Here is a 6333-nt window from a genome sequence, read left to right on the forward strand (position 1 = left end):
TCAGTGCGTCAAGAGTCGCTACGCTTCTGCTCTTGACCCACTTCCACTCAAAGACCAATAGATGCGAGATCGACACCTGGATAAAACGTAGTAGCAAGCATTGCTATGGTTAACTGAATGTTTACAGCAAGAACGCCGCCGATGATGTGCGTGAACGCTTTTCCAAGTCCTTCACCCTTCCCTGAAGCTGTATAGAGAATCAAAAATCCTCTGAATAATGCAATAACGCCCAACATTTGAACAAACAAAAGGACAGAACTAAAGGCTACATCGAGGCCGAGCGTATTTTGCGGAATATTAGACAACAAATCAGATGGTTTAAATTCAGTCGATTTCCCCTCGATTGTTTCACTCAAAATCGGAACAAATCGAGCAGCAGCTACCATCAAAGCGGCTAAAATAGTTTGAAAAATAGGTTTTGCTATTCCCCCTTTTCCCTCACCCGCATTTTTATATCCGACTATTGCAATAAACGCTATCCAAATACCGACAACGCCCATCAAAACAACGACAAAATCAGAGATAGAAGACCAAGCAGACATTCCATTTTTCATCATATCCATTAATGTCATAATCTACCTCCCTATTTATTTATTTTTCCTTTTTTGTATTTCTCTATCAGCAGAAGAAAAAACAGCTTTTCTAAAATCATCGTTTTGATTTTCGAATAGAACTAACAGACCTAAAATTTTTTTAAAATCATCATGTTCTTTTTTGCTATATCTCAAAATTTCACCATTGATAACTTTTAAGGCTTTTAATTCTTTTTCTTTTTTTAATTTTCTTTCTTCTGTCTCAACTTTTGCTAATTCTCTTTTCAATCTTTCTTTTCTTTGCTCTACGCTTAATTTCGCCATAATTAACTCCTATTTTTATAATTTTTGTTTTGTTTTCTTTTTTTCTTTTTTTTTGGTCTTGATATACAAAACAGACAAAGAAGAAATAACAACAACGTTCAATATTACAGTTATAATCATTTTATTCTCCTTTATTTATTTTCTCTTTATTCTTAACCCTGTGCTCTATATTTTTAACGAACAAATTAAAAACATCGTCTAAATATTTTTTCCCATGCTCACTATAACGATCTTTATAAACTATAAAATTAACAGTGTAATAATTATTATAAAAGTCAGGTAAAGAAACACTTAAACAATCGCTTTTAATATGTTTTGTTTTTCTAAATTGCGCATCTGTTTTTAAATAAACATTAAAGCATTTTTTGAAAGCGTTTAATTCATACTCATCAACTTCATCTAATTTAAAATTAACGTCTTTTGCAAATATCCTATAATTATTTTCTTTTAATGTGTCTAAATAAAAGTTATAAATATTATTCGCTAAACAATCTATATCACTTTTAAAATCCTTATTCGTTTTTATCATTATTTACCTCCTCTTTTTCATCATCATCTATATAAATAGTAATATCGCCAAATTCTTCGATTTCATCACATTCAAAAAAATCTAAATGTTTGCAAAACTCTATTGCTTCGGCTTGTGTCATTTTTCTAAGATTCATTTTTAAACTCCTTAATTAATTTTATAGATCTTCACCACATCTATAACAATAATGACAATTATGTTCGCTGTGAGATTGTTCTGTTATTTCGTCGCAAAAACGACAATACGCATATATTATTTTCATATTCTAAAATCCTCTTTTTGTTGGGTATACCCATCAATTAATATATTTTTTTATATTGTCAATAGTTTGACTTGTTTATTTTTTGAGTTATTAAGTTTTTATAAATGTTTATTAAGTTAGTCTTATCTCATTTTTGTTTTTGCGAGTGAAACGAGTGAAAACTACAAATGCCCACTTATACATTGATAAATCAATGTGTGGTCTCTGCCGAGGGCTTGGCTACCGCCTAGATTGCCCCTGAAAGGGGGCAATAACGCCAGTCCTACGAAGGCTTACGCCAACGCAGAACAGGGCGCAAAAGTGATGCAAGACAACGGCAGGGGAGGAGAGCGCGATGGCTATATTTCATTTGAATTTTAAAATACTAAAACGCAGCGAGGGAAAGAGTTCTTTATATCTTTCAGCTTACAATTCTAGAACGAGATTAAAAGACGAAAAAACTGGGTTAGTTTTTAATTATGAAAAGAAGAAAGAAGACTTGATGCATCAAGAGATAATTCTTCCTAATAATGCGCCAAAAAGTTTTAAAGACCGTTCGACGCTTTGGAACGCCGTTGAGTCAAAAAACAATCGCCGAGACAGTCAGCTCAGTAGGTATTTTATCGTTGCGCTACCGCGTGAGCAAACACTTGAACAAAATCATAAATTGCTCACTGACTATATTAAAAAGAACTTTATAAAAAAAGGAATGTGCGCAGATATTGCAATTCATAATGATGCAGATAATAACAACCCACACGCTCACGTAATGCTTACCATGCAAGATGTAAATGAAACAGGATTTTTAAATAAAAATAGAGAATGGAATAATAAAAACAACGTGGAAATATGGAGGCGTTCGTGGGCTGTTTCAGTGAATAAATCTTTACGAGAAAACAATAAAAAAGATCTTGTGAGTAATCTTTCATTTTTACGTCAAAAAGAGATGTTGATTAAAAAGGCAAATGAGAATTTAAACTCTGATAAAATTGATGAAGCTGAAAAATATCTTGAAGCATATAATCAAATAAAAGACAAAAAACCAAAAAAAAGAAAAAGCAGACAGTCATATATTAAAAGAAAGAAATTTAAATCATATGCGAAAACTTATGAGCAGCAAGCAGAAGACAACAGAATTAAAAGAGAAAAGAAAAAAGAAGAAATGAAAAAAGAAAATAAATTAACTTCATTTTTCAAGAGTGTATTTAATAAACTAACCAACAAACAAAAAAAAGAACAGGAGGAAAGAAAACAGAGAGAAATTGCAGCCATGCAACAATGGCAGAAAAACGAAGAAAAACGCGCAGAATTACGCGAAAAATTAAAAAATGAAAATAACCATGAGGGGATTAATTATGTCGATAAAATTCACAACGAACGCAGAAGGGATCAAGATTACAACATACCAACCACAAAATATAAAATTTGAATATAAGGGGAAATTTTACAGAGTCGAGGTTTATATTGAAGAGCCAGCAGAAAACACCAAAGCAAAAAATGATAAAGAAAAGAAATATAAACCAGAGGAAAAAGAAATTACCTTTATAAAAACAAAACCCATAGATCTGGAATTATTAGCACCACTAGATACAAGACGGAAACTAACAAAAGTAAGACATACAGATGGATATATACCGCCAGAAAAAAACGGATCTTTTATAATTAGATATTGCGCTTTTAGCATTGAAGAAGAAGAGAAACAGCTTAAATATAGCAATCAATCGGGATATTAAAAAAAAGCCCCCGCAGGGGCTTTATATTTGGTTAAAATGGCGCTTCTTCGCATACTTCAATATCTGCGTATTCTTCAACGTCTATCGGTTCAATATCAAAGAATTGATAGCTATCAATTTTTTCTCTTTTGTATTCTTCAATATATTCAAAAACGTGATGTTTAAAATTGCGATCATCTTTATTAATATCATTATATTTAAATAAGTGGATATTAGTTTGATATTCAAGATCTACATTATTGAAATAACTTTCAGCTTGAATATATGTTTTAATATAAAAACGTTCACCTTTAACGTATTCGCCATATTTAACTAATTTTTCAAAATTTGCGCGTATTCTTCCATTATATTTGTTAATTTCAAAAACTATTTCATTTATAGCGTTAGCTTCTGCATTTTTGCTTATATATGTTTTAGTTAATGCAATATTCAATTTTGCTTTTAATTCTTTAATAGTTGAAATATATTTTCTGTTTAGATGATCTAATGATAAGCATAATTGAGAACGTTTAACTCTTTTTATCTCTGCCGCTGTTATTGTTTCTGTTTTATATTCAGAGTCAAATTTAGCAAGATATGCGTTATTATCAGTGACGCTTTCAAAACGTGCGAAATATTCTTTTTCGTCGTATTCGTGATCTTCTTCTTTCGACAACTCAGAACGCCATAAGCCAAACGGGGCAATCATACGCATACCGCGTATTTGATTGTCGAAAATTTGACTCCATTTGTCGCCTGTGAATATGCGTTTATCGTCTTCTTTTAGGCTGTACTTCAACACATAATTGATCACTTTTTCGCCGTGTTCTTGGAAGCCTGCGCCTGTCAAAATCGGCGCTCCTGGTTCGCCGCCGGCTCTCACTTGCTTCACGTCAACGATGGCGCGGCCTTCGGTCTTCGCGTAATCCTCATCGTTCCAGCTCAGACCTTCTTTTTCAGCGCATTTTTTCAGGCATTCAGTCCAGTTTTTTTCAAAAAAAACTTTAACGATTTCAGCTTTTTTATTAGCTGTTAATTTACTATATCTTTTATTTATTTTATTAATTTCTTTCTCTAAAAGATCGATGTTTTTTCTTTTATTTCTTAACGATTTTTTTAATGCTTTTATTTCTTCTGCTTGAATGTAAGCAATAAACAAATTAAAAGCGTCAGCTTTCGTTTGTGCGATAGCGTGAATGTGCGGATGGCAGTGATTTTTTAAACGTTCTGCGTAATTCCTGGTTACTTCAAAAGTCCTTATTCCTCCACGAAAAATTTCGGCAAAAGGTTTCCGTCTGGCAAGCATTCCAAAAGCTTGCGACATTGCACGCATCGCTTTACGCATTTGGGTAACTTTTGGATTTTTTAAAGTGAATGTTAAAAATAAAAATTTATCTGCTTTGAAATCAGATTTAATTTTTTCTATCGCAGTGCGTTTTAAACGCTCTTGATACACATATGATTTAATGCGTTGACATTCGACACAGTGCCGGTCGCGGCAGCGCTGAGTATGCACGTTATTAGCTCGATTTTGACTATCAACAAGCACATAACGATAAGAACAACAAAACGCGACACGATGCGCCCTGTCTTGCTGTCCGATCTTGTTATAAATCTTTGATAGATTTATATTTTCTTTCTTTCTTCTGTTTAGTGTTTGAGCATTTGCCGCTGCTACGTCCGCAAGTTCGCTAAATTTTTTTACAGGTAAAAAATTTACCTTCTCACCAGCTTCCAGCTTCTTGACAATCTGCTTAAACACTTTATGATTTTCATAAAGCATTTAAACCCCTTCTTCTTTGATACCTTCGCAAGTTCAAGATTAAGGGGTTTTTTGTTTTTGTCAATCACGTCAATCACTTATTGAAACCCGCCCAAACGCTCAAAAATCAACCTCTTGATCGATACCGTCCCATTTTTCAAACACAAACACGCGCTAATCAAACACCTCATCCCAAAAACGCGCCCATTTTTCGCCTGTTTTTGTGATGCCGTCCCATCTTTCCCGCTCGTCTGAATGTTTGTGATACCTCAAAAAATGATGCCGTCCCATTTTCAGAGCATGATCGTGCGTTTAGAGAAGACCCCATCCCAAAATCAGCCCCATTTTTTGCCTGATTTGACAGTGCCATCCCATATCAAAAAAAAGCGACAAAAAAATGCCGTTTTTGAACTGTTTTTTTACCTAAAAATAGGATTTAACTATATGTTTTTAAAAGGTTTTTTATAGAAAAAAATCTAAATTTTGGTGCCAAGTCGTGCGATTTGTTTCTATATAATCAAGCGGGGGGCATCGCTTCGCTCAACCCCCAAAACCAAGGTCAAGGGCGAACCCTGAAAGGGTTTAATCCCCCATCCCCCGGAGGGGGAGCAAAGGTCAAAAGCAACAGCTACCGCCATAGAAAAAAGGATGCTCAGGAATAGCCCTGTGACGCTCTGTAACGCGTTTTAAGCCGTTTTAGATAACAGGGTATCTCTACACACAGAAGGGATGAAGAAAGGACGACAGACACGATAACAAACCCACCCAGACGCCTGCCGCCCTCTTTGATATGATAAGCAAAAAACATAGGAGGAAGAAAGATGCCAAACTTTGAATTTAAAACAGTAAACACATTCTACGATGATGACATTGCAAGATATTTAATAACTGAAAAAATAACAAAAAAAGAAAATATAAATATCCATAACTTATTAAGATCAATATTGATAAATAGAAATATAGACTTTAATAAAATTGATATTTTAGATTTGTCAGAGGATGAAATAACAGAAATAAAAACATCAGCTGATGAGATTTTAACTGACATCGATAATTATAAAAAAGCATACAACCTTTAAAAACATTAAAAGCAGCTTAACAGGAGGAAAGCCAGCCGATGGCCAGCTTTCCCCCTTTGCGTAGGGTGGGGTCGTTTCAGTGCGTCAAGAGTCGCTACGCTTCTGCTCTTGACCCACTTCCACTCAAAGACCAATAGATGCGAGATCGACACC

Annotated in this window: 8 protein-coding genes; 3 read left to right on the forward strand and 5 right to left on the reverse strand. The window is 34.0% G+C overall.

Annotated features, from left to right (window positions below):
* Positions 1–47 precede the first annotated feature (47 nt).
* The 4 genes from OMR58_RS25775 to OMR58_RS25790 form a co-directional block, all read right to left on the reverse strand.
* Positions 48–572, reverse strand: coding sequence for a hypothetical protein (locus tag OMR58_RS25775; protein ID WP_232969759.1), 525 nt, complete (start codon positions 570–572; stop codon positions 48–50).
* 15 nt (positions 573–587) lie between these two features.
* Positions 588–857 (reverse strand): hypothetical protein, encoded by a 270-nt coding sequence (locus OMR58_RS25780; protein ID WP_264547313.1) that lies wholly within the window; start codon positions 855–857, stop codon positions 588–590.
* 121 nt (positions 858–978) lie between these two features.
* Positions 979–1386, reverse strand: a complete 408-nt coding sequence (locus OMR58_RS25785) for a hypothetical protein (protein WP_264547314.1) — start codon at positions 1384–1386, stop codon at positions 979–981.
* Entirely contained in the window at positions 1370–1522 is a 153-nt protein-coding gene (locus OMR58_RS25790) for a hypothetical protein (RefSeq protein WP_176209046.1), read from the reverse strand. Before OMR58_RS25790 ends, OMR58_RS25785 begins: the two co-directional genes overlap by 17 nt.
* Before the next feature lie 460 nt (positions 1523–1982).
* Here OMR58_RS25790 and mobQ point away from each other — a divergent pair, with 460 nt between their 5' ends.
* A complete protein-coding gene (gene mobQ / locus OMR58_RS25795; protein ID WP_264547315.1) occupies positions 1983–3056 on the forward strand; it encodes a MobQ family relaxase in 1074 nt (357 codons plus the stop codon).
* Entirely contained in the window at positions 2983–3360 is a 378-nt protein-coding gene (locus tag OMR58_RS25800) for a hypothetical protein (RefSeq protein WP_264547316.1), read from the forward strand. The genes mobQ and OMR58_RS25800 overlap by 74 nt, the downstream gene beginning before the upstream one ends.
* Positions 3361–3391: 31 nt before the next feature.
* Here OMR58_RS25800 and OMR58_RS25805 read toward each other — a convergent pair whose 3' ends face one another.
* Positions 3392–5122 carry a protein rep gene (locus OMR58_RS25805; RefSeq protein ID WP_264547317.1) on the reverse strand — a complete coding sequence of 577 codons (1731 nt, stop codon included), beginning with the start codon at positions 5120–5122 and terminating at the stop codon, positions 3392–3394.
* Positions 5123–5922: 800 nt separating this feature from the next.
* Between OMR58_RS25805 and OMR58_RS25810 the strand changes: the two genes are divergently transcribed.
* The gene (locus OMR58_RS25810; RefSeq protein WP_264547318.1) at positions 5923–6180 is read left to right on the forward strand and encodes a hypothetical protein; all 258 of its coding nucleotides are present in this window, start codon (positions 5923–5925) and stop codon (positions 6178–6180) included.
* Positions 6181–6333: the final 153 nt, after the last annotated feature.

Source organism: Erwinia sp. INIA01 (assembly GCF_025947915.1).
Lineage (GTDB): Bacteria > Pseudomonadota > Gammaproteobacteria > Enterobacterales > Enterobacteriaceae > Erwinia > Erwinia coffeiphila.